Raw genomic sequence first — 21,202 nt, 5'->3', positions numbered from 1 at the left:
AAGTTACCTCATTACGTACCCTACGCCGAAAACTGTGTCTATTATAGATGTTGCCCCATTTTCATTATCTAACTTACTTCTAAGTCTTCTTACATGAACATCAACTGTTCTAAGCTCTCCGTCATAGTCAAAACCCCATACCTTATCTAAGATGTCTTCTCTTGAAAAAACCTTTTTTCTATTCTTAATGAAAAACTCAAGCAATTCATATTCCTTAGGTTTAAGCTTAACTTCCTCATTGTTTTTATATACAATCCTACCCTCTAGATTCACTTTAACATTTTTATTTAATTCAATATAAGTTTCAGCGGTCTTCTCCTTATATTTACTTACTCTTCTCATTGCAACCTTTACTCTAGTTAATACCTCTTTTATATGAAATGGTTTAGTAATATAATCATCTGCACCTAATTCTAGCCCTAAAACCCTGTCCACAATATCATTTCGTGCAGTTAACATAATTATAGGAATAGAGTATTTACTATTTATCTGCCTGCATAATTCAAAACCACTTTCATCAGGTAAGTTTATATCTAGTAGTACCAAGTCTGGCTTGAAAAAACTCAAGGTGTCTTTTGCATCTTTTGATAAGTATACTCCTTTAACTATATAACCATCTGCCCTCAATGCAGACACTAAAATATCATTTATAGATACTTCATCTTCAACTACTAATACCTTAAATTCCATTAAAAGGCCTCCTTACTATTCATATTTAAAATATTATTGAAATCTCATTAGGCCATTACTAGTTCTCCCTCTTCTAGTAATAGCCTAAGAATAATCATTAGTAAGTGTGTTTCATTTTGATTATTAATAACGTTATGGAAGATATTGTTCTTCTATCTTTACTACTACATTATTTTCTAGATCTACGTAGCATAAAGTTCCGGGAATTACAACTGCTACTGAATCATGTTCTACGATAGATTTTAATTTTTCATAACTTGCTTTGTACTGTTTCATAGAATTGTTATTATCACCAACTCTGTGTCCACAAACAGTTATCTCTACATTTGGGGATATTTCATAAGTCTTTATACTCTTATTTTTATTTCTAATATAAACGCCATCAAGAAGCCTTCCATCTGGAGGAAGCTCAACCCCATCTTCCTTTGCAGCATTTTCTGCTGTATAATCTTTACCATCCTTATCTAAGAAAAGCTGTACTTCATCATAATCTAAATATCTTTTACCATTTTTCTCATATACCTTACTAATCCAACCAACCATTTTTATTTTTTGAATCTTCATTACATTTAATGTTAACTCAATAGTTCTGTCGTATTGCTCTACTTTTCCAATATACTTTTGGCTACCTATCTTACTTGTATCAACATTATTACTAATCCAATCAACGTCCACTTCTTTTTCTTCATTATTTATTTTTACTTTAACTTTACTTGGCAAGGTATATTTATTATTTTCATAAACACTTGCAGATAATTTTGCAACTTCAAATTTTGATTTTATATCATTTAATATTTGAGTCATATTTTCAATATCCACATCATTATTTATAGCAAGCTTTACAATATAATAAGCATCATCTAATCTTTGTTTATCCATATACTTATTTTTTATTTCTATATAGGCTCCTTTATTTGCCTTATCCATTGAAAGTGCTTTTTCAAAACTAGTTTTAGCATCATCGTATTTTCCAGCATTTAAAAAATCTGTTCCATCAGAAATACATTTCTTTATTTCTTCTTCTTGCATAACCTCTTCTTGCTTAACATCATTTGAAAGTATATTTGTTTTTTCTTTATTTCCGCAACCTGAAATAGTAAATAGTAGTACTAGTGATAATAAAAATAATACTCCTCTTTTTCTCATGATTTCTCACTCCTATATTTATTATATCTAAATACTAACACCCCACTTTTACCAAAATTAACAGACTTGTTTCCAGGTTGTTTCCACACAAAAAATTTTTTAATTTTATTCTCAATCTTTAAATGTTTGTCTTGTAACTATAACTATATTTCAATCAAACATTAACCCAAATATATACTATTATGTATTTAACTATAAATATAGTATGTTTTTTTCCATAAAATTATTTACATTAATTGCATATACAACTATAATAAGGTTATAAATAGTTGTATATACAATTAATTCCCAAGGAGAATATTATGATAACGAAAAAGCAAGGTGGTTTTTTAATCTCTAAAATACATCAATTATCTGGGCGTATTTTTACGAAGAAACTTAAGGGCTATGATTTTTATGATATAAACTCAGCTCAAGGAAGAATTATATTTGTGCTATGGCAAAATGATGGGATATCAATTCAAGAATTAGCCAAAAAAACTGCACTAGAAAAATCGACTCTTACAAGAATGCTCGAAAGGCTTGAGGGTTCAGGATATATTAATCGTATTCCTTCAAAAGATGACCGTCGCAAGATTATAGTGACGCTTACCAATAAAAATGAAAAGCTTAAAGATGATTATGAACAAGTTTCTAATGAAATGTTGGACCTATTTTATAAAGGCTTCACAGAGCAAGACATAGATATCTTTGAAGCTTATCTTACTAAAATCTATTCCAATCTTTTAAACTTTGAAGAAAGTTTAAACAAAATAAAAAAATAAATATATAAGGGGGAACTCAAATTGAGTAATGAAGAGATTATAAAAAAATCAATTGAACTAATGGATAGCTGTAATATAGCTATGGTTGGATCAAATGGTGATGATGGATTCCCAAATATTAAAGCCATGATAAAAATAGAAACTGAAGGACTCAGCAAAATCTGGTTTAGTACAAACACCTCTAATAAAAGAGTTGCACAATTTAGAAAAGATCCAAAAGCATGCGTTTATTTTACCGATCTTGAAAAATGGACAGGCTTAATGCTAGTAGGAAACATTGAAGTACTTGAAGACCCCAAGACAAAGGAAAGATTCTGGTCTGATGGCTGTGAAGTATATTACCCTCTTGGAGTAACAGATCCCGATTATTGCATTTTATGTTTTACTGCTAAATGGGGAAACTACTATAAATCTTTAATCAACACGACATTCGAATTATAACTTACTAAAAGCTTGCTAAGGATATAGCAAGCTTTTTACTTTTGTTTATTTTAGAAACACTTTGTTCATATGCACCGAATTGAATTTATTTTTTATGTATGATATACTAACTGGACAGTTAGTATTAATGATGAGAGGCCGTGTTAATTTGGATAAAAACAAAGTTCAGGATACAAAACAAAAGCTAATAGATTCAGCTATTGAAGTTTTTTCTGAAAAAGGTTTTGACGGCGCTAGAGTAGACGAAATTGCGGCTAGAGCTAATATAAATAAGGCTATGCTTTATTATTATTTTAATAGCAAAGAAAAACTTTTTGAAGAACTAATTAAGCAATATAAAGAGGATGTTAAAAATTTAAAAAATAGCTTACTTAAAGATATTGACCTAGATAATGACAAAGATATAGATAAGCTATTTGCGGGAATGTATGATTTTATGTATGAAAAGAAGGATATCCTAAGAATTATTATGATAGAATCTCTTAAATCTACTTCTCAAGATGTTACAATATTTAGTTCTCTTCTCCCTTCCGTAGATCTTAAGTTGTCAAACTTAAAAGACAAAGGAGTAGAGGTTGAAGATACCACAAGTGTTATGATTAATTCTTTTTTCTATATGCTTTTACCTGCAGCTGGATTTATTATTTTAGGCGATAGATGGATGGATTTTTATGGCTTTGATAAAAAGGAAGCTAAAAAGAAATTCTTAGAAAGCTATAAGGAAATAAGAAAAAACTTTATTCACAAAAAAGTTAATAAGGAAAAATAGCAGATATATTTTTATATTTGCTATAATTTTTAATTTTTTGTTAACTAAATAGTTAGTTAAGACATTTTATATTTTTTAGAAAGGAAGTGTAATATGGATAAACATGATGAACGCTACATGTGGCTATGTCTTTCAGTTATAGTTGTAGGAACCTTTATGGCAATTCTTGATTCAAGTATAGTAAATGTTGCTATTCCAAAGATGATGACTATTTTTGGTGCAGCTGAAAATCAAATTGAATGGGTACTAACAGGCTATATGTTAACTATGAGTATAGTAATACCTCTTACGGGTTATTTAACTGATAGATTTGGTGGAAAGAATATTTATATTTTTGCGTTAATTGTCTTTACAATAGGTTCTGCCCTTTGTGGTTTGGCTACTAGTACAAATACTATGGTAGCTTCTAGGGTTGTGCAAGCAATTGGGGGTGGCATGATTATGCCTGTAGGTATGACTATGCTACTTCAAACTGTACCTCTTGAAAAGCGTGGATTAGCCTTAGGGGTCTGGGGAATTGCTGCTATGGCTGCTCCAGCAATTGGACCTACACTAAGTGGATACATAGTTCAATATATGAATTGGAGATTGATATTTACAATTAACATCCCTGTAGGAATTGTCGGTGTCACTTTAGCAGTTTTTCTTCTAAGGAACTCTCCAAAAAATTATGATAAAAGATTTGATTTTGGTGGAGCTATTACATCCGCGACCTGTTTATATACATTGCTACTAGCTCTAGCAAAAGTTTCTGATAAAGGTTGGACATCTGCTTATACAATTGTGTTATTTACCATATCTTTCGTGTCCTTAATCGCTTTTATTTTTATAGAATTAAATCATTCTGAACCGTTATTAGACCTTAGGGTAACTAAAAATTTCCCATTCACCCTAAGTTTAATAATAAGTACTGTAACTACTATAGCTATGTTTGGGGCAATATTCTTAATGCCTATTTATATGCAGAACTTAAGAGGGTATTCTGCAATGCAAAGTGGAATGATGATGCTTCCTCAAGCCATAGTTACGGGAATAATGATGCCAATAAGCGGAAAACTCTTTGACCGTTATGGGGCAAAGTGGCTTACTATTATTGGACTTATCATAGTATCAGGTTGTACCTATATGCTAAGCAAATTAACCTTAGATACTCCCTATAGTACTGTTACATTAATAATGGCTGTAAGAGGCTTTGGTAACGGGCTTGCTATGATGCCAATGCAGACTGAAGGCATGAACTCAGTTCCTCAGGAACTAACTGCAAGAGCTACTGCATTGAATACAACGATTAGACAAGTTGCTGGATCTCTTGGTATAGCTATATTAACCACAATTCTTCAAAGCAGACAAGCTTTCCATACGGTAATATTTGGGCAATCAATAAATACTAATTCTCCTACACTTGCAAAAGCCCAAGCCTTACTACAAGGAGCTGCTACTGTAAAGGGAATGAATCCCTCAGAGGGAAAAAGCTTATTATTTTTACAAGTATACGGGCAGGTAGCAAAGTCTGCAACAGTAGTAGCAATGAATGATACCTTTATTGTTGCGACCGGAATATGCGTCGCAGGTGTAATAATATCATTTTTTATAAAGAAAAAATCATCGAATCAAAATAATAATGAAATTGAATCAGTAAATATGGAATCATAATTACAATATTAAGGAGGATATATATGGATAAATCATTAAAGACAACTACTTCAAAAAAAAGTAAAGGGAAATTAATAATTGCAATAGTTGCAGTATTAGTAATTGCTTTAGGTGGTTTTGGTATTAAGTATTATATAGAGCAAAAAAGTTATGTAAGTACAGATGATGCTAAAATAACTGGAGATATTTTAAATGCCAGCTCAAAAATACCTGGCAAAGTTGTAAAAATTAATGTTCATGAAGGTGACACCGTAAAAAAAGGTCAAGTATTATTCACTCTAGAAACTGAACAACTTCAATATCAATTAAACCAAGCTCAAGCAGCTTTAGATGTAGCTAAAGCTCAACTATCAAAAGTTGAAGGTGGTGCTAGAGCTGAAGAAGTTGCTGGTGCTCAAGCCCTTGTGGATCAAGCTAGTGCTTCCCTAGGAGGAGCTGATACAACAAAGTCAAACCTTCAAAACACCTTAAATGACGTTCAATCTCAATACAACAGTTTAATTGCCCAAATGAGTAGTTTCAAGAACCCTGATACAGGAGATTTTGATGCTAATTATGCTATAAAACAATTAGATACTGCAAGAGCAAAAGGCTTGCTTACAGAAGCAGAGTATACTGTAAAAGCCCAAGCTGTTGAACAATTATTCCAAGGTAAACTACAATATGAAAATCAAATAAATCAATTAAAAGGACAAATTAAAACTGTTGATTCTCAAATTGACACAGCAAAAGCTGGCTTAGATGGGGCAAAAAGTAAGTTAAACTTAACAAATGCCGGAGCTTCTGATAAAGATGTTGCCATAGTTGAAGCTCAAGTTAGTGCTGCACAAGCTTCTTATGATCTTGCTAAATTAAACTTCAGCAATTCAGAAATAAAAGCTCCTGCTGATGGAACTGTTGTTCAATTAAATATACATGAAGGTGATATGATAGCTGCTGGTCAAGCTGCTGTTTCTGTAGTAGATTTAAGTAAACTTCAAGTAACAGCTAATATCTTAGAAGGTGACTTAGAACACATAAGCCCAAGCGAAAAGGTTACTATGACTATTGATTCTTTCCCTGGTGCTACTTTTACTGGTACAGTTAAGGAAAGTGCTTTAGCAACTTCTTCAGTTTTCAGCTTATTTAGCACAGAAAATGCATCTGGTAACTTTACTAAGGTAAGTCAAAGAGTGCCTGTTAAAATAACTTTAGACTCAACTGACAAGACATTAATTCCTGGAATGTCTGTAGAAGTTAAAGTAAAGATTAAATAGTAATAAACAATGCCTGATTAAATGGAGTTTCCCACTTAGTCAGGCATTATTTGTTTTAATTTATTTTATACTGTTCTATTCAGCTGCTTGTGCATCTGCTTTAGTCTGATGAACTGTACCACGTGGATGTTGAGGTGGTGCATAGATAGAATATACCTTTAATGGCCTATTTCCAGTATTAATAACATTATGCCATGTACCTGCGGGTATCATAATTGCAAATTCATCATAAACTTTCGCTTGAAAATCCAATCTATCCTTATCTTTTCCCATTTTAACGAGTCCTTCACCATCTTCAAGACGAATAAACTGATCAACCTCTGGATGAATTTCTAAACCTATATCATCTCCAACGTCTATACTCATTAAGGTAACTTGTAGATGCTCTCCTGTCCATAATGCTGTACGAAAAGTATTGTTTTGTTTTGTAACATCATTAATGTTAACAACAAAGGGTTGTGGACCATAATCCTTAAGTTGAATTGGATTACTTTCCATTACTGGTTCTGGGAAGAAGAATCTTGAATCATACTCTGCTGCATCGACATAAAGATCTTTTGGATAATTCATATCATATGCTGGTGGATTAAAAAAATAAGGATTTGGATAGTTGCTATAGTATGGGTTATACATTGGTGGAGCTATGAAATAAGGGTTTGGATATCCCCTATAAGTACTATACATCTTATTTCTCCCTTATAAAGTCTTGCTGAATTATAATATGTTCTATAATTAGGAATTGTGATTATATATCATATCAATGATATTTCCTAAGATATTTTGATTTTATTATATTAAACCTTATAATTTAATACCTTCAAATGCATAACCTATAAGCCTTTTTATAAAGGTCTCATCAATTTCTGCTCCTGTTATTAATAATCTATAAAATATTGGACCCCAAATTAAGTCTATACTTGACTCTAAGTCTAAGTCTTTTTTTATTTCTCCCCTCAAAATACCACGTTCTAAAATCTGTTTTGAAATATTTCGTCTTGGAATAAAATATGCTTCTCGATAAATATCAGCTAATTTAGAATCGTATTGTCCTTCTGCTATTATTTCCGTAATTACATTTCCTTTTCTAGTAGTTAAAAATTTTACAAAATTATCTACTTGAATGAGCATATCCTCAAGGGTTGACCCCGTATCAGGTATTGGAAGTTCAACATTGGTAGCATTTAAAAAACCATCCATAACAACTGCTGCCTTATTGGGCCACCATTTATAAATAGTAGCTTTGCTAACTTTGGCTCTTTCTGCGATTTTTTCCACAGTTACTGTTCCAAATCCAGTCTCAATTAACAAATCATATGCTGCATTAAGAATGTCCGATTTTGTTTTTTCACTTCTTGGGCGGCCTAACTTTTTCTCCATATAAATACCTCCATAATAATCCCTAAAGAAAATATATACATAATAAACTATACGTATATTATAATATATATTTTTTCAATTTCAATAAAAACGTCTCTTTACAATACTGAACGTATAGTATATTATATATTTATAAACTGTACGTTCAGTATTATTAATTTAAAGGAGTCGATTTAAATGGAAAATCTGAATTTTGAATTTTCAAAAACTAAACCTATATTAACTAATTTATTAATTATGGTTATGGCTATAGCCTGTGGGCTTACTGTTGCAAACTTATATTATATACAACCCTTACTAGCTGATATAGCTAAGACCTTCAATGTAAGCGAAGTTAGTGTAGGCTCTGCAGCAATGTTAACTCAAATAGGCTACGCAGTTGGAATGATACTTATATTACCCCTTGGAGATATAAAAGAAAGACGTGGATTAATTACATTAATGCTTTTATTTTCGATCCTATCTCTTACCTGTATGTTTTTCTCTCAAAATATATCAATGCTAATGATCTCATCTTTTGCAGTTGGATTTACTTCTATTATTCCTCAACTTATTATTCCCTTGGCAGCTCAATTATCTAATCCAGAAGAAAGAGGGAAAATAATAGGAACAGTCATGAGCGGTTTATTAATTGGAATTTTAGTATCACGTACCTTTAGTGGTATTTTAGGCGGTTATTATGGATGGAGAATAGTATACATTATTGCAGCAGGTATGATGATTATTTTAATGGTTGCTTTAAATAAACTAATACCTATATGTAATCCTGTTTCTAATGTTAAATATACTGAATTAATAAAATCTATGGTTAGATTAATTAAAACTGAATCTACTTTAAGAGAAGCATCTATTAATGGAGCTATGATGTTTGCAGCTTTTAGCGCATTTTGGACATCTCTTACATTTCTACTTGAAAGCTCCCATTATAATATGGGGCCTCAGGCAGCTGGTTTATTTGGTTTAGTTGGAATCAGTGGTGCTTTAGCTGCTCCTTTAGTGGGAAGATTGGCTGATAAGAAAGGTCCCAGATTTGTTATAGGTATTTGTATTTCCATAGTTATACTATCTTACTTGCTATTTCTTTTACTTGGATTTAAAGTATTTGGATTGATCTTAGGTGTTATTTTGCTTGACTTAGGAGTTCAATCTTGTAATGTTTCCAATCAAACAAGAGTGCATTCTTTAAATGAAGAAATGCGTAATAGAATTAACACAGTATATATGGTGAGTTTCTTTCTAGGTGGAGCATTTGGTTCTTTCCTAGGCTCTTATAGCTATGCTCACTTTGGTTGGTATGGGGTTTGTGCCTTTGGAATTATAACTCAACTGGTAGCAATAGTTGTCCATAAAACTGCCAAGTAATTTTACAAGTATAGTTTTATTCTAAATAATCAGGAGGTGATAAAATGAATTAAACTGCATCTATAAGTCATGACCACCCGTAAAACGGGTGGCATGCTCTAGCCCTATAAGGGCATATTCCTGGCTGTGTCTCAAGACACGCTGAAAAATCCACCAACCGCAAAGTTTTTACAGACGGCCTCTAAAGAGGCTGTTTTTTATTTGTCTTTGCTTTCTGGCTCACCCGTAAACGGGTCTATAAATTCTTTCATACTTATTTGGTCACTTGCTACGTCTTCTTGTAGTTGATTTCTTATGTATTCTTCAATTGCTTTTTTATTTCTTCCTACTGTATCAACATAATATCCTCTGCACCAAAATTGCCTATTCCCATATTTGTACTTAAGATTTGCATGTCTATCAAATATCATCAACGAACTTTTCCCTTTCAGATATCCCATAAACTGAGATACACTCAATTTGGGTGGTATGCTCACTAACATGTGAATATGATCAGGACATGCTTCTGCTTCAATTATTTCAACACCTTTGTGTTCACATAGTTTTCTCAATATCTGTCCAATATCTTTTTTAATCTTTCCATAAATGATTTGTCTTCGATATTTTGGTGCAAATACAATATGGTATTTGCAATTCCACTTACTATGTGCTAAACTTTCACTATTCATAAGATTCCTCCTTTGATATTAATGCGGTTGGCGAACCTGCAATAATTTTATCAAATGAGGTTTCTTTTTTTCTACTCATAGCTATAAGCTTTTTTGAACCACAGGTATAACCTGTGGTATTCGTTACACAAAAATAAGGACTTACTTTTTAGTAAGTCCTAAATTCCTCCATTAATATTGAGTATACTTTCGCATCTCTTGGTTGTCCTTTAATAATCACTTCTTTTCTTAATGTTCCTTCATAAGTCATTCCTAACTTTTTTAATACTTTCTCAGATGCTATATTATTAGCCTCACATTTTCCTTCAATACGGATAAATTCCATTCTATCAAAGCCAAACTTAATTACCTCATTTAATGCCTCTGATGCAATTCCCTTTCCCCAATATTGGCTGCTTATAACTGCCCCAATAGAAGCAGCTTTATCTAGCTTAAAGTAGCAACTAACTGTTCCAATTATCCTATTATCAACCTTATCAATAACTGACCAGACTAAGGATTTCCACTCATTCATTCCTTTAATCAAATTTTTCAAATGATTATAAGTTACATTTTTGTCTTCATGTTTTTCTCTTGGTACGTAGTAAGTAGTTTCTTCATCCGAAAAGACCTCAAACAATTCATCTACGTCTGTTATAGACAACTTTCTAAGAAGTAGTCTTGTCGTTTCTAGACTTGGACAGTCACCAAACTGAACACTCAATTATTTCCCCTCCATCTTTAAATTTATACCAACATCAACGTCTTTATCTTTTTTAGATAATCTATAAAAAGTTAATATTGCTCCAACAAGACTTATTACTCCTGCTGTTATATATACAATCCTCATTCCATATATAAATGCATCATTTCTTCCTGCTACATAATCAGTAACACGATATCCAATTTTAGAACTCATCATACTATATAAAAGTGTTGTTGCTAAGGCTATTCCACATACCATGCCTAGATTTCTTACAAGTGCATTTACACTTCCTGCTATTCCAAGTTTATTTTTTGGTACGGTTGACATTATCAAAGAATTATTAGGTGATTGAAATAATCCCATACCAATAGACATTGCCCCAATAAACATTACCATAATTAGCAAAGTTGATTTTTGATTTAATGATGACATTAGTAATAATCCAACACTTATTAATACCAATCCTATAAAAGTTAATTTTTCTGATCCAATCTTATCTGATAGATGCCCACTAACTGGTGCTGCAACTGCTAAAATTAAAGGATAAACCATAAGTATTAATCCGGTATGTTCTGGCGTATAATTCATTACATCTTGAAGGTAAAATGGTAAAATAATATTATTGCAGAATATCGCTACAAAGGTTATAAATCCACAAAATATACTTAAGGAAAATAATTTATTACTAAATATACTTAACTGTAAAAGCGGATTCTCTTTTCTCTTCTCAACAAATATAAATGCTATAAATGAAACAATTGCTACTGCGAAGCTCACTAAAATTATTGGGTTTGTAAAACCACGGCTTAATCCTTCTTCTAATGCTCCAAAAAGCGGCACTATAGTAAGCATAAATAATATAGCTCCTATATTATCAATCTTTCCTTGTGCAGTTTTGTGAGTCTTTGGTAATAGCTTGAAAGCATAAAATAATGCAATTATTCCTATTGGTACATTTATTAAGAATATAAATTCCCAACTTGCTGTACCCACTATAATTCCACCTAATCCTGGACCTATTAATGATCCTAATGCTACAGAAGTTCCTAAAAAACCAAGTGCTTTTCCTCTTTCATTCCCAGGAAATACTTCTGTGATAATACCTTGATTATTTGCCATAGTCCCTGCTGCTCCTATAGCTTGCACAATTCTTGCTATAATTAATACTGGAAAAGACTTTGTTATTCCACATAGCAGGGATCCCAAGGTAAATAACCCCATACCAAATTTGAACATTTTTGCCTTTCCAAACATATCTCCTAATCTTCCAAAAATCAAGACTGTCCCTGCTATTGCTATTAAATAACTTGTTGCTACTAATTGAATACTGGATGTTGTTACATTCAATTCTCTAGCCATTTTAGGCAACGCAACATTTACAATACTTCCATCTAATGCTGACATTAATGTGGACATTAATACTACAATTAGTATCGACCATCTACTTCTATCGTTATTTGCTTTTTCCACTTAATTTCCTCCTTATACATTAGCTCTAGCTTAAATAAACGCCTATAGTAATAGTCTTTACCTACAAAGGCATTACTCCTCTTCCTTTAATCTTTTACTTCTATCTAAATCTTCTTTAAATAACATCTTAATAAAATCATTAACTGGATGATCTCTCCTCAGATCTTTACGTTTGATAAAATATATTGCAACCTTATTAAACTCATTAGCTAATTCATGGATTTTTATCTTATCATTTCCCTTTATTAAGTTTTTAGGCAATAGAGATATCCCCATATCATCTTCAACAAACTTTATAATTGCTTCAAGGGAATCAACTTCAATAATCCTTTGAATTCCTTTATTAATATAAACCCATTTTTCTAAAATAGAACGATAAGGACAATCGTTATTGCTATTAATAATAATAGGCTTTTCTAATAACTCTTCTGTTGCTTTAATTTCAACTGAAGATATAATTGCGATATCCTCTACAAAAGTAAATGCTTCACTCATACTTTCATGTTTGGGCTTAACGTTAGTAAATGCACCATCAAGTTCTCCTCTAATAATTTGCTCTACTAAATTTATTTGGTTATCAGTTTTTAGAGATAAAATCACATCAGGATAGCCTTCAGAATATTTTTTTAACCACTTAGGAGCTATCGAAGCTGCCATTACTTGTGTCGCCCCTATTTTTAAATAATTATTACTACAAATTCCTTTAAATTCGGATTTAGCTTCATCAATTAGTCGTATAATTTGTTCAGCATACTCAAGTAGCCTTTTCCCATCATCAGTTAATGAAATACCTTTATTATGTCTTATTAGCAAATCAGTCTCTAATTCTTTTTCAAGTGCTTTTATACGCAAAGTTACATTTGATTGAACATATCCCATCTTTAAGGCAGCCTTAGAAATAGACTTCTCATAAGCTACAATTTTAAATATTTTCAAATCGTTAATTTCCATCTTTCATTACCCTCTTTACTTAACAATAAGTATATTATTCTTGGTATTACTTAAAATGATATTTGTCATGATTTATAACTATTATACACAAAGTTTAAATACAAATATAATAAAACTAAAGGTACCTTCATGAAATATAAAAGGAGAGGATAAAATGATAGCAACACAATATAAAATCACTCTACCAAGCGATTATGATATGAATATAATTAAAGAACGAGTGAGAACTAACGGCTTTAAAACTGATGGTTTTGATGGTTTGAGATTTAAATTATATCTAATTACAGAGAAAGATGAAAATAATAACCTTCAAAATAGTTATTCACCTTTATATCTTTGGAAGGATAGTAATGGGTTAAATAATTTTTTATTTAATGGATTTTATGATAATATACTAGCTTCATTTGGATGGCAGCAAGTAAATATAGGAATTCCCTTAATTGATAAACTCTCAAGTAAAATTTCAGATATTAAATATCTATTTGAAATCACAGGAAATATTGAACCACAAGTTAGTTTAAATAACTATAAAGAAAAAGTTGAAAAGGAACTCCCATCGATTGAAGATACAGAATATATTGTTGTATATAATCCAGATAAATGGAAATATAGTGCTTTTTACTTTATTGATGATTTAAATAAAATAGAAACAGAAAAAGGCACTATTTATAATATACTTCATATATCGCAATAAAAGTTCAAAATGATAGCTGTTTAATAAGGATATTATTTATATCCAGAATATGCATAACATAAAATAGGACTTACTTTATAAAAATAAGTCCTGTTTTATTTAATCATTTAATACCAATTCTGTTTTAAATATCACTACTGCACTTCCAGCAACTTTAACTTCTATTGGCTCATTATCTTCTATCTTTACTTCAACTTCAATTATACCAGGTCTTTTTATCGCTTCTCCTTGCTTTGCGTTAAACTTAAAAGAAGAGTTATTATGCTTAACTAACTTATGATGAATAAGATAAGCACCTAGAGGCCCATTTGCATTACCTGTTACAGGGTCTTCATTAATCCCTATTGCAGGCGCAAACATTCTGCCATGTACTAACATATCAGTATTTTGAGAATCAATGGTAAAAACATAATATCCATTACACTCAATTATTTCGCTAAGCTTAACCAGTGCACTATAATTTGGCTTCAAAGCATTTAATATTTCAATACTTTTTATCCCAATCATCACCTTAGAGTGCCCTGTTGATACAATCTGAATTTCGTAGTTTTCTAAAAGCTCCCTTTTCTTTATATTAAGTGCTGCTAATAGTTTTTCTTTATTTATACCATCTATAATTTTTCCAAATTCAACTTTTCCCTGTGTCATAACAATTTTATATTCATCATTTTCTCTTATTATATCTACAGGCAGAATTCCTGCTCCTGTCTTATGATATATTCTTGAAGTATTGAGTTCATTTTCAATAGCTCTCACATAATGCGCCGCAATAGTTGCATGCCCACAGATAGGCACCTCATTCATTGGAGTAAAAAAACGTACTTGTACATCATACTCATCGCAGTTTGAAGACAGAATAAATGCAGTCTCTGAATTATTAAGTTCCCTAGCTATTTTTTGCATTTCATAATCAGTTAATCCATCTGCATTTGTTATTACCCCTGCAGGATTTCCAGTAAATTTTTCCTTTGTGAATGAATCAATTTGATATAAATTATATTTTCTTATCATGATTTACCGCCCCAATTTAATTTTGCTATATTATAAGGAAACTCGTTAAAGAGTTCCCTTATAATATCTGTCTCAACTCTACACACCAAGTCTATAATTGTCAATATCCCTATACTCTCCAAACTTCATTCCCACTTCTTTAATCGTCCCACAAAACTCAAATCCAAATTTTTCATGTAACTTTTGGCTAGCTTCATTTCCTGATGTAATAACAGAAACTACCGTATGTGTCCTTTCATCTTTCTTAGCTTCCTCCAAAATAAACTCCATGAGAGCAGCTGCAATTCCTTTTTTTCTATAATCCGCCCCGATATATATTGATAGCTCTACAGTTGACTTAAATGCTTCCTTTTCACGATATGACGACAATGAAGCATATCCTGCAACACAATTGTCCACTTCTGCAACATATAAAGGATGATTTCCTACATTATGCGTATAAAACCATTCTTTCCATTCTTCCAAGGTTTTCATCTCTAAATCCAAAGTAGCTACTCCATTTTTTACTTCATAATTGTATATCTCTAAAAGTTCATCCAAATCCTTAATTTCAGCTTTTCTTATTATCATTTATAGTAACTCCTTTTCTTTTAAAACTTGTGATTTTATGCTTATTAAGTTCCTATTTATAGAATAAGTATTACATTCTACCCTTAAGAACCACTATAAACTATCTTAGAACATAAAATATCATAAAAATTATACCATATAATTAATTTACTTTATTCTATATTTATGTCAGTTTACCCTATACTTTTTTATTCCCTTCCTCTTCATACTACTAGTAGTCATATTCTTAAGTAAAGGTATTGTGGAAGAAGAAATAAATTTCATCTATTGATAAATAGTGGAAAAAATATTAAAATTAAGAAAATCAATTGGTACGCTCTTCAAAAATATGTAGTTATTTTATACATATGTTGAGCCACTCTTAAAAAAGTATTTTTAATTAAAATTTAATTTTATTGGGGGAATTTTAATGGAAGTTGTAAAGTTTAAAGAATTTAGAGACAAGGTTTATCAAAATGTCTCAAAAGTTATTATCGGTAAAGAAGACATAATAGACAAAGTACTTTGTGCCTTTATTTGTAATGGCCATGTACTAATGGAGGATGTTCCTGGCCTAGGTAAAACAAAATTAAGCAAATCTCTTGCTAAAACCTTAGACTGTACTTTTAAAAGAATTCAGTTTACTCCTGATCTTTTACCTTCGGATTTAACTGGAATTTATTTTTTTAATCAAAAATTAGGAGACTTTGAATTTAGAAAAGGTCCTCTTCTAAGTGAATTTGTCCTTGCTGACGAAATAAACAGAGCAACTCCAAGAACTCAAGCTGCCTTACTAGAATGTATGGAAGAAAAACAGCTTACTGTGGAAGGAAATACTATAAAATTAGAACCTCCTTTCTTTGTAATGGCAACTCAAAATCCAGTAGAACAATTTGGAACTTTTCCATTACCAGAGGCTCAATTGGACAGGTTTTTTATGAGACTTTCAATGGGATACCCTGAATTTTCTGAAGAAGAAAGTATGATGGATAGATTTATGTTTAACGATCCCTTGGATGAACTTTCAGCAGTAGTAACAAAGAGCGAGATTAAATATGTTCAAGAGCATTATAAAGAGGTTCACATAAGCAAAGAGGTAAAAGACTATATATTAACTATTGTTCGTGAAACTAGAAATAATAATAATGTTTCTTTGGGTTGCTCCCCTAGAGCTTCTTTAAACTTAATGAAGGGTTGCCAAGCATATGCAAGTATTAATCTAAGAGATTATGTACTTCCTGAAGATGTGAAAAAGCTAGCTATACCTATTCTTAGCCATAGACTAGTTCTTAAAAACCAAATAGGTTCCCAATCTGAAAAATCTGAAGAAGTTATTAAAGAAATTCTAAATTCTGTTGATACTCCACTTGAAAAAATATAGGGGTGCATTATGTTAGGTTATTTTGCATTCTCCTTTCTAATAATAGCTCTATTAGCTTTGGGAGAATTTACACGGAGAAATGGTTTTAGAAATCTTAAAGTCAAGAGAACCATAAAAAATAATAAAGTTCAAATAGGTGAAGAAATTTTTGTAACTACAACTATAGAAAATAACAAATGGCTCCCAATTTCATTTCTTAATCTTAAGCAAGATATACCAGGTGGGCTTAACTCAGAACTTCATAAAAATGAAGTAAGCTTATTTTTATCTATAAAGTGGTATGAGAGAATTAAAAGTACCTTTAAGCTTAAAGGAGAAAAAAGAGGAGTTTATCTTTTGAAAACTATGAAATTATCTTTAGGCGACTTGTTTGGCTTTAGTTCTGAAGCAATTCAAATAGATGATTATAATGAAATTATTGTATATCCACGAATTAAAAACATAGATTCTTTTAACTTAGTTAGCAATAATATTCAAGGCGACAATATAATAAGAAGATGGATTTATAAAGATCCTATCTTTACTCGTGGCATTAGAGAATATAATGTTGAGGATAGAATGAAGGATATTCACTGGCCTTCTAGTTTAAAAGCCAATAAGCTAATGGTTAAGGAATATGATTATTCATCTGATAGAGAACTTATTATAATTCTAAACACCCAGTGCGGTGCACCCTACTTTAGTGTAATTAACTCAAATGTTATTGAGTATGGTATTGAGTTTTCAGTCTCATTAATTAATAGTTCAATTAATATGGGTATCCCAACTGGTTTCTGGACAAATGCACATATTTTAGGTTTTAGAAAAGACTTGAAAAATATAATAGAACCTTTTTTAAATTCCTTTAATGAAATCTTAGAACTTTGTGGAAGGATGTCCTCTGCCTCCCCTAGAGAAGACTTTGCTTCATTTCTTTCTAGCAACTTAATGAACTTTAGAAAGAATGCTGTTTATACTGTAATCTCATGTTTCTTGGATGATGAGAGCATTTATATGCTTAACAAACTTAAAAATGCTGGAATGTGTATTAAAATAATCGATATAACTCCCGATGCTTCCTTACCTGAAGTAAATGGTATTGAAAAAGTTATATTAACTGGAGGTAATGCTAATGAGTTCAATTAGAAAAATACAAATATTATATACTCTTAGCCTTTCACTCTTTGTAGATATAGTTTGGAGCTGTATTACAAGAATAATATTTGGACAAGGATATAACTTAAAACTTTTTATAATACTACTGGTTTCTGCCTTTAGTATCGAATTCATTAAAGAAAGATTTAGCAACAAATATTTAATCATAGCTATCCCTACAGTTATTTCTTCATTTTTAAGTTCTGGCTCTTTGTATAATATTATAGTTGTAGCATTCTTATCCTATATAATTTATGAAACCAAAGAAATAACATATGATTTCTTTAATATAGAGAGCAAAGTTAAATACAGTATCGGTCTTTTATTTGTTCTAGGTTTACTTGATTCAGGCAGAAATATTAGGTTATATATTATTTTTATCATAGTTTCTATATTGCTACAAAGGGAAAGTCGTGCATTTTCTTATAACATGAAAAGTTCATCCTATGGTAATTTAATTATAGCTATAACTTCAGTGATCCTTACTATAGATAAAGTGTTTTTGCTGGTTTTAGGTGTTTTAAAAACAATAATGAATTTGTTATGGCTACCCATAAGCTATATTCTACTGGCTTTCGCCTATGTTTTATCCCATGTATTTTCTTTTGCTATTAAAGCAATAGAAAACATGACTTCTAATAAAGTTCATGAGCAAGTAAAGGTTGATACCAATTCTTCTGATAGTACTTTAGTACAAATAGACCAAATAGCCCACTTCCCGCCTATAATAAAAATAGTAGTTGAAATTGCTGTAATTATCATCATCTTATTTATGGTTTATAAACTATATAATACAAAAAAGGTATCTAAAAGAGATATGGATAATTTTATTGAAATTGAAACTGAAAAGATATCTGGAGCTAAAATTAGAAAAAGAGTGAAATATAATTATGGTAAAGATCTTAAGGGGAAGATGCTCTATTTGTTTTTTAAATTTGAAGTTTTAACTAAAAGCAAAGGAATATATAAAAGCTTCATGACAGCGAAAGAACTTGGTAATAGTACTAAGCGTTCAATAGACAAAACTAGAGAGATCGATATATTAATCAATAACTACAATGAAGTGAAATTTTCAAATCATATTCCCACTAATAGACAATATGAGGATATAAAAGAAAGTTATAAAACAATAAAAAAAGAATTGTAAATTTAAAGGCCCATACTAATTGCAATGTATGGGCCTATTATTTTTTTATTAACTCTTATATATATTATCTACTATTTAAATGCATTATAAGAAATAAGTACAATATGTACTTATCAGTCTAATTGACACTAATCTCTTATATGTTATGATTTAGTATATAAGTAATATTATGTAAAATATGATAAGTTTTATCTAGAAGGGAGGTTTGTATAAAATAAATTAAGCACTAATTTCTTATCTTATTTATAATTCTTAAATCTACTATAATTCTTTTTATAAAATTACGATTTTAATCTATAAGTGTTAATCAAGTCTTTATAACAGTAACTGTCCTTATATAAAAATATTCTGCAAAAATTCTTTATGGCTTAAATTTCAAAAATAAAACTCGCAATGTGATACAAAATACCTCATATTTATAAAAAATATATAAGGATGTGTTAAAAATGAGTAAAAAACTATCTTTAACAAAAGCTTTGGTATTTGCATCAATGCTAGCGACATCAATTATTGTAGCCCACCCATTAAAAACATCAGCAGCTGTTGTTTCTGGACAAACTTATAAACTTATTAATGTTGGAAGTGGAAAAGCTCTCGATGTTTATGCTGCCGGAACTGCAAACTATACTAATGTTGATATTTATACTGATAACGGTACTGGCGCTCAACAATGGAGAATTGCACAAAACAGTGATGGCACTTACAAACTAATTAACGTAAATAGTAATAAGGCCCTCGATGTTTACGCTGCTGGAAATGCTGATTATACTAATGTTGATATTTATGACGATAATAATACTAGTGCCCAAAAGTGGAACATCATCCAAAATAGTGATGGTTCTTACAAACTTATCAACACTAATAGCTGGAAAGCTCTAGACGTGTATTCTGCTGGAAATGCTGATTACACTAATGTTGATATTTATACTGACAACGGAACTGCTGCTCAAAAGTGGAATATAGTCCCTGTTAATGGCGGATCTAATCCTTCAGTAAATAAGCCTTCTGAAGTTCCAAGTGATATATGGACATATGCTATTAATGCTGATAAAAAGTATACTAATGATGGAGATTTTGCTCTATTATTATGTGCTGTAATAAAGAAGGAAAGCTATTTTGGAGCAGGCTTAGGCGGAAGTCCATCTTCTGGTGATGGATTAATGCAAGTAGAGCCAAATACCCGAAATGCTTATGCAGCTAAGTTCCAAGCAAAATATGGGTATGCTTATAATCACGGCAGCTACCAAGATCAAGTATACTTGGGTGCTCTTATACTAAATGAAAACATTGTACAATTTGGCAGTGTATATAACGGTCTATTACATTATAATGGAGGACCTAACTGGTATCCAGGTGCTACAGATTCATACGGACGTGTAATAGAAGCTGATAAATATGCAAATGAAGTTTATGGAACCTATAGATCCTATGGTGGAAAACGATAACTCTTTAGCATATAGGATTGTCTTCTATAAAAATTGCTCTTTATGAATAAGAATTTATAAAGTTTTTTGCGGACAGTTACTATTATAAATATAAAAAAAAGCCGATTTCAGTCTATCACTGAGTCGGCTTTTTAAAAAAATAATCTTAATGTGAAAACTAACCTCCCTTGGACATACATAGCAACTTTCCCATTGTTTTTATAGCGTAAAAAATCATAAACTACATATAACTATAATTGCAAACAATTATTAAGTAATAACTTATGAAGGAGGAATTTACTATGGCAAGTAGAGGTAACAGAGTTTTAGTACCACAAGCAAAGGAAGGTTTATCTAGATTCAAAATGGAATCTGCTAGTGAAGTAGGAGTTACTCTAAATCAAGGTTACAATGGAGATTTAACTTCTAGAGAAGCTGGTTCAGTAGGCGGACAAATGGTTAAAAAAATGGTTGAAGCTTACGAAAAAAATCTATAATTAATAAATAGGAGCGTTTTTGAAGTGCACCCCAAATGTTAGACAAAAATAATATTTGGAGGTGTATTTTTTATGGCAAAACATTCATTAGAAGTTAAAATCAAAGCAGTGAATGATGTGCTAGAGTTAGGTA

General features: G+C 31.0%; 22 protein-coding genes. 12 read left to right on the top strand and 10 right to left on the bottom strand.

Annotated elements, in window-relative coordinates:
* Positions 1-3 precede the first annotated feature (3 nt).
* Positions 4-690 (bottom strand): response regulator transcription factor, encoded by a 687-nt coding sequence (locus JK634_RS17140; protein WP_202768953.1) that lies wholly within the window; start codon positions 688-690, stop codon positions 4-6.
* A 132-nt stretch (positions 691-822) separates the two neighbouring features.
* Entirely contained in the window at positions 823-1,836 is a 1,014-nt protein-coding gene (locus JK634_RS17135) for a tetratricopeptide repeat protein (protein ID WP_202768952.1), read from the bottom strand.
* A gap of 302 nt (positions 1,837-2,138) precedes the next feature.
* Here JK634_RS17135 and JK634_RS17130 point away from each other — a divergent pair, with 302 nt between their 5' ends.
* The 5 genes from JK634_RS17130 (at position 2,139) to JK634_RS17110 (ending at position 6,719) form a co-directional block, all read left to right on the top strand.
* Positions 2,139-2,600, top strand: coding sequence for a MarR family winged helix-turn-helix transcriptional regulator (locus JK634_RS17130; protein WP_202768951.1), 462 nt, complete (start codon positions 2,139-2,141; stop codon positions 2,598-2,600).
* A gap of 21 nt (positions 2,601-2,621) precedes the next feature.
* Complete coding sequence (locus JK634_RS17125) at positions 2,622-3,041, top strand: pyridoxamine 5'-phosphate oxidase family protein (RefSeq protein ID WP_202768950.1); 420 nt, start codon at positions 2,622-2,624, stop codon at positions 3,039-3,041.
* Between the two features lie 79 nt (positions 3,042-3,120).
* The gene (locus JK634_RS17120) at positions 3,121-3,810 is read left to right on the top strand and encodes a TetR/AcrR family transcriptional regulator (RefSeq protein WP_202768949.1); all 690 of its coding nucleotides are present in this window, start codon (positions 3,121-3,123) and stop codon (positions 3,808-3,810) included.
* 93 nt (positions 3,811-3,903) lie between these two features.
* Positions 3,904-5,463 carry a DHA2 family efflux MFS transporter permease subunit gene (locus JK634_RS17115; protein ID WP_202768948.1) on the top strand — a complete coding sequence of 520 codons (1,560 nt, stop codon included), beginning with the start codon at positions 3,904-3,906 and terminating at the stop codon, positions 5,461-5,463.
* Between the two features lie 23 nt (positions 5,464-5,486).
* On the top strand, positions 5,487-6,719 hold the full coding sequence (locus JK634_RS17110; protein WP_202768947.1) for an HlyD family secretion protein: 1,233 nt from the start codon (positions 5,487-5,489) through the stop codon (positions 6,717-6,719).
* 75 nt (positions 6,720-6,794) lie between these two features.
* Here JK634_RS17110 and JK634_RS17105 read toward each other — a convergent pair whose 3' ends face one another.
* Entirely contained in the window at positions 6,795-7,403 is a 609-nt protein-coding gene (locus JK634_RS17105) for a cupin domain-containing protein (RefSeq protein WP_202768946.1), read from the bottom strand.
* Between the two features lie 117 nt (positions 7,404-7,520).
* The gene (locus tag JK634_RS17100) at positions 7,521-8,096 is read right to left on the bottom strand and encodes a TetR/AcrR family transcriptional regulator (protein ID WP_202768945.1); all 576 of its coding nucleotides are present in this window, start codon (positions 8,094-8,096) and stop codon (positions 7,521-7,523) included.
* Positions 8,097-8,273: 177 nt separating this feature from the next.
* Between JK634_RS17100 and JK634_RS17095 the strand changes: the two genes are divergently transcribed.
* Entirely contained in the window at positions 8,274-9,458 is a 1,185-nt protein-coding gene (locus JK634_RS17095) for an MFS transporter (RefSeq protein WP_202768944.1), read from the top strand.
* A gap of 197 nt (positions 9,459-9,655) precedes the next feature.
* Here JK634_RS17095 and tnpA read toward each other — a convergent pair whose 3' ends face one another.
* The 4 genes from tnpA to JK634_RS17075 all read right to left on the bottom strand — a co-directional run bounded on the left by tnpA (position 9,656) and on the right by JK634_RS17075 (position 13,232).
* Positions 9,656-10,126, bottom strand: coding sequence for an IS200/IS605 family transposase (tnpA, locus tag JK634_RS17090; protein ID WP_202768943.1), 471 nt, complete (start codon positions 10,124-10,126; stop codon positions 9,656-9,658).
* A gap of 148 nt (positions 10,127-10,274) precedes the next feature.
* Positions 10,275-10,829 carry a GNAT family N-acetyltransferase gene (locus tag JK634_RS17085; RefSeq protein ID WP_202768942.1) on the bottom strand — a complete coding sequence of 185 codons (555 nt, stop codon included), beginning with the start codon at positions 10,827-10,829 and terminating at the stop codon, positions 10,275-10,277.
* Entirely contained in the window at positions 10,830-12,281 is a 1,452-nt protein-coding gene (locus JK634_RS17080) for a DHA2 family efflux MFS transporter permease subunit (protein WP_202768941.1), read from the bottom strand.
* A 72-nt stretch (positions 12,282-12,353) separates the two neighbouring features.
* The gene (locus JK634_RS17075) at positions 12,354-13,232 is read right to left on the bottom strand and encodes a LysR family transcriptional regulator (protein WP_202768940.1); all 879 of its coding nucleotides are present in this window, start codon (positions 13,230-13,232) and stop codon (positions 12,354-12,356) included.
* 154 nt (positions 13,233-13,386) lie between these two features.
* Here JK634_RS17075 and JK634_RS17070 point away from each other — a divergent pair, with 154 nt between their 5' ends.
* A complete protein-coding gene (locus JK634_RS17070; protein WP_202768939.1) occupies positions 13,387-13,926 on the top strand; it encodes a DUF4865 family protein in 540 nt (179 codons plus the stop codon).
* Between the two features lie 99 nt (positions 13,927-14,025).
* Here the strand turns inward: JK634_RS17070 and JK634_RS17065 are convergent, their stop codons facing one another.
* Together JK634_RS17065 and JK634_RS17060 are read right to left on the bottom strand one after the other, a co-directional pair.
* Positions 14,026-14,937, bottom strand: a complete 912-nt coding sequence (locus tag JK634_RS17065) for a PhzF family isomerase (RefSeq protein ID WP_202768938.1) — start codon at positions 14,935-14,937, stop codon at positions 14,026-14,028.
* Between the two features lie 78 nt (positions 14,938-15,015).
* The gene (locus JK634_RS17060; protein WP_202768937.1) at positions 15,016-15,507 is read right to left on the bottom strand and encodes a GNAT family N-acetyltransferase; all 492 of its coding nucleotides are present in this window, start codon (positions 15,505-15,507) and stop codon (positions 15,016-15,018) included.
* Between the two features lie 409 nt (positions 15,508-15,916).
* On the opposite strand from JK634_RS17060, the gene JK634_RS17055 reads away from it, so the two are divergent.
* From JK634_RS17055 to JK634_RS17035, 5 genes are all read left to right on the top strand, one after another.
* On the top strand, positions 15,917-16,867 hold the full coding sequence (locus JK634_RS17055; RefSeq protein WP_202768936.1) for an AAA family ATPase: 951 nt from the start codon (positions 15,917-15,919) through the stop codon (positions 16,865-16,867).
* 9 nt (positions 16,868-16,876) lie between these two features.
* The gene (locus tag JK634_RS17050) at positions 16,877-17,992 is read left to right on the top strand and encodes a DUF58 domain-containing protein (RefSeq protein ID WP_202768935.1); all 1,116 of its coding nucleotides are present in this window, start codon (positions 16,877-16,879) and stop codon (positions 17,990-17,992) included.
* Positions 17,979-19,148: a hypothetical protein gene (locus JK634_RS17045; protein ID WP_202768934.1), complete on the top strand. Its 1,170-nt coding sequence runs from the start codon at positions 17,979-17,981 to the stop codon at positions 19,146-19,148. Before JK634_RS17050 ends, JK634_RS17045 begins: the two co-directional genes overlap by 14 nt.
* A 446-nt stretch (positions 19,149-19,594) precedes the next feature.
* Positions 19,595-20,593, top strand: a complete 999-nt coding sequence (locus JK634_RS17040; RefSeq protein WP_243425642.1) for an RICIN domain-containing protein — start codon at positions 19,595-19,597, stop codon at positions 20,591-20,593.
* 281 nt (positions 20,594-20,874) lie between these two features.
* Entirely contained in the window at positions 20,875-21,069 is a 195-nt protein-coding gene (locus JK634_RS17035; RefSeq protein ID WP_202768933.1) for an alpha/beta-type small acid-soluble spore protein, read from the top strand.
* Positions 21,070-21,202 lie beyond the last annotated feature (133 nt).

This window comes from Clostridium paridis (assembly GCF_016765615.1).
GTDB lineage: Bacteria > Bacillota > Clostridia > Clostridiales > Clostridiaceae > Clostridium_T > Clostridium_T paridis.
Note: the sequence above shows the minus strand (reverse complement) of the source record. Positions and strands in the feature narration are given on the sequence as shown.